The organism is Archangium sp. (assembly GCF_036388035.1).
Classification (GTDB): Bacteria; Myxococcota; Myxococcia; order Myxococcales; family Myxococcaceae; genus Archangium.
This window is the reverse complement of the sequence record NZ_DASVSO010000360.1, coordinates 1-3,303: the sequence shown is the minus strand read 5'-3', so window position 1 is coordinate 3,303 and position 3,303 is coordinate 1. Positions and strand designations below refer to the sequence as shown.

3 protein-coding genes are annotated in these 3,303 nt (G+C 67.5%); 2 read left to right on the top strand and 1 reads right to left on the bottom strand.

Annotated features, from left to right (window positions below; genetic code table 11):
* A partial coding sequence (aspS, locus tag VF697_RS14565; protein WP_331095354.1) for an aspartate--tRNA ligase occupies positions 1 to 1,528 on the top strand: 1,528 nt, incomplete at its 5' end.
* Positions 1,529 to 1,588: 60 nt separating this feature from the next.
* Here the strand turns inward: aspS and VF697_RS14560 are convergent.
* On the bottom strand, positions 1,589 to 2,131 hold the full coding sequence (locus VF697_RS14560; protein WP_331095352.1) for a hypothetical protein: 543 nt from the start codon (positions 2,129 to 2,131) through the stop codon (positions 1,589 to 1,591).
* Between the two features lie 219 nt (positions 2,132 to 2,350).
* Between VF697_RS14560 and VF697_RS14555 the strand changes: the two genes are divergently transcribed.
* On the top strand, positions 2,351 to 3,268 hold the full coding sequence (locus VF697_RS14555; protein ID WP_331095350.1) for a diacylglycerol kinase family protein: 918 nt from the start codon (positions 2,351 to 2,353) through the stop codon (positions 3,266 to 3,268).
* Positions 3,269 to 3,303: the final 35 nt, after the last annotated feature.

Sequence of the window (3,303 nt, the reverse complement as noted above, 5' to 3'; positions counted from 1 at the left end):
GGGTGAGATCGAGATCAAGGCCACGGACCTGACCATCTTCAACCGCTCCGAGCCCACGCCCTTCCTCGTCGAGGACACCATCGACACGGCGGAGGAGAAGCGGCTGGCCTACCGCTTCCTGGACCTGCGCCGCAAGCCGCTGCAGCAGTCGCTGATGACGCGCTCGAAGATGAACGCGATCACCCGCTCGTACATGGTGGGCAACGGCTTCCTGGAGCTGGAGACGCCCTTCATGGGCAAGTACACCCCGGGGGGCGCGCGCAACTTCCTGGTGCCCAGCCGGCTCAACCCGGGCAAGTTCTACGCCCTGGCCGAGAGCCCCCAGCTCTACAAGCAGCTCTTCATGGTGGCGGGCTTCGACCGCTACTTCCAGATCGTCAAGTGCTTCCGCGACGAGGATCTGCGCCTGGACCGGCAGCCCGAGTTCACGCAGATCGACGTCGAGATGAGCTTCGTCACCCAGGACGACATCTTCACCATCATCGAGGGGCTGCTCAAGCGGCTGTGGGGCGAGGTGCTCGGCATCGACATCCCCACGCCCTTCATGCGGATGAACTTCGATGAGTCCATGGCGAAGTACGGCAACGACAAGCCGGACCTGCGCTTCGGGCTGGAGCACATCGTGCTCACCGACCTCATCCGTCAGCACGGCGCCCCGGGCGGCGTGCCGATGATGTTCGAGGCGGTGGAGCAGGGCGGCATCGTCAAGGCCATGGTCATCCCCGCGGACAAGCCGATGAGCCGCGCGGAGAGCGACAAGCTCGAGGACTTCGCCAAGCAGAACGGCGCCAAGGGGCTCGCACGCGCCAAGGTGGGCGAGGGCGGAGAGTGGACCCAGTCCCCCCTGTCCAAGACCATTACTCCCGCGCTGCGCCAGGCCATCAACCAGGCCTGCAACGCGAAGACGGGCGACCTCCTCGTGTTCCAGTTCGGCCGCGAGTCGTTGGTCCACACGGTGATGGCCAACCTGCGCGTGCACGTGGCCAAGAAGCTCGGCCTCATCCCCGAGTACGGCAGCGGCGGCGTGTGGAAGTTCCTCTGGGTCGTCAACCCGCCCCTCTTCGAGTACGACGAGGAGAGCAAGACGTGGGCGGCGGCGCACCACGCCTTCACCCGGCCGCACGACGAGGACGTGGCGTACCTGCTGACGGATCCGGGCCGCGTGAAGTGCCACCGCTACGACGTGGTGCTCAACGGCTTCGAGATCGGCGGCGGCTCCATCCGTCTGCACGACCCCAAGGTGCAGGCGGAGGTGTTCAAGGCGCTGGGCATCTCGGACGAGGACGCGCGGGCGAAGTTCGGCTTCCTGCTGGACGCGCTGAAGTTCGGCGCGCCGCCGCACGGTGGCATCGCGCTGGGCATGGACCGGCTGGTGATGCTGCTCACGAGCGCCGAGTCCCTGCGTGACGTCATCCCGTTCCCCAAGACGAAGACGGGCACGGATCTGATGACGGGTGCCCCGGGCGACGTGGACGACCGGCAGCTGCGCGAGGTCCACGTCCGCCCCACGCCCCCGCCGCAGAAGTGAGCTGAGCGGTGCGACCGCCTCCCGCGTGGACGGGAGGCGGAGGCCCGTGGGCGTCACCTGCTAGCGCTTGAAGGTCAGCGACAGGTCCACCGTGCCGGTGGAGTCGGTGCCCGGGGTCGCGGTGTACTGGATCTGCGCCCTCCCGTTGAAGCCCTTGTAGACCGTGTTGTTGCCCGCGGGCTCACCGGTCGGCACCGAGTCGATGACGAGGGTCGCCGAGCCACGGTTATCGTTGAACCCGAGCTGCACGTCGAACTGCTTGTTGCCATCCTTGCCGAAGATGGAGCCGGTGAACTGCCGGAAGGCGCTCCCGCTGAAGGTGCCCGTCTTGGGGTCGCCCATGAAGCTGACGATGATGTCGTCGATGGTCTCGACGTCTCCGCTCGTCGCGGGCTCGATGGTGATGGTGTAGAGGAGCTCTCCGTTGGTGGCGAGCTTCTCCGCCATGACGGTGCAGGTCCGCACGCTGCCCGTCAGGGCTCCGCTGATGGTGCCCGTGCAGCTCCCGCTTCCGGTTCCATTGCCACCCCCGTTCTCGTCGCTGGGGCACGCCGCGAGCGACAGTGCCGCCACTGCCGCCAGAATCCGCCAGGTGTTCTTCATGGGTCGTCCTCTCGGGCGGGCACCAGCGCCCGCGCTGCACGTCATGCGCACCCCGGGAGCCCACGTCAACACGTTCTCATCCTGGCCGGGCCGGCACGTGGGAGCCGGGGGGGAATAAAGCGTCCCGAGAGGAGAAGCGGTGCCGGAACGTGGTCCCCAGTGGTGCGAGCCCTCCTGACCGCTGTAAACAGGCACTTCCCCGTAGGAGGACAAGGGCCGATGAAGACGTTCCTCGTGGTGAATCCCCGCAGCGCCGGTGGGCAGACGGGCAAGCGGTGGGCCGAAATCTCCGGCCAGGTGACCCGGATGATCGGCGACTTCGGCTTCGGGTTCACCGAGCGGGCCATGGATGCCGCGCGCCTGACGCGCGATGCGCTCACGGATGGCTATGAGTGCATCGCGGCCGTCGGAGGGGATGGCACCGTCAACGAGGTCATCAACGGCTTCTTCCGCGACGGCAAGGCCATCAACCCCCAGGCGGCGCTGGGCCTCATCCCGCGCGGCACCGGCGGCGACTTCCGGCGCGCCTTCGGGTGGGATCTGGAGCTGGCGTCCGCCCTGGAGCGGCTGCGCTCCGACAAGACCGAGCCCTTCGACGTGGGGCTCGCCGAGTACGTCAACCACGAGGGCCAGAAGGAGTCGCGCTACTTCGCCAACATCGCCTCCTTCGGCGTGAGCGCGGCGGTGGCCCACGAGGTGAACACCGGCAGCAAGGCGCTCGGCGGCAACCTGAGCTTCGTGTGGGGCACGGTGAAGACGATGGCGAAGTACAAGGATCGCAAGGTGCGTCTGCGCGTGGACGGCGGCGCTCCCGAGGAGATGGGCATCACCGTCGTCGCCGCCTCCAACGGGCGCTACTTCGGCAGTGGCATGTGCGTGGCCCCCAAGGCCATCACCCACGACGGCCTCTTCGACCTGACGCTCTGGCACGACTACGGCCTGTCCGACTTCGTCATCAAGTCCAAGGGCGTCTACAACGGCGACCACATCACCTGGAACAAGACGCGCTACCTCCAGTGCCGCACCCTCGAGGCCGAGAGTGACGAGGAGGTCTTCCTGGAGATGGACGGAGAGGTGCCCGGCAGGCTGCCGTGCCGCATCACCATTCTGCCCGGCTCCGTCCGCCTCAAGGTGTAGCACCGTCCCTCCCGCCCTCCCCAGGGCGCGCGCTC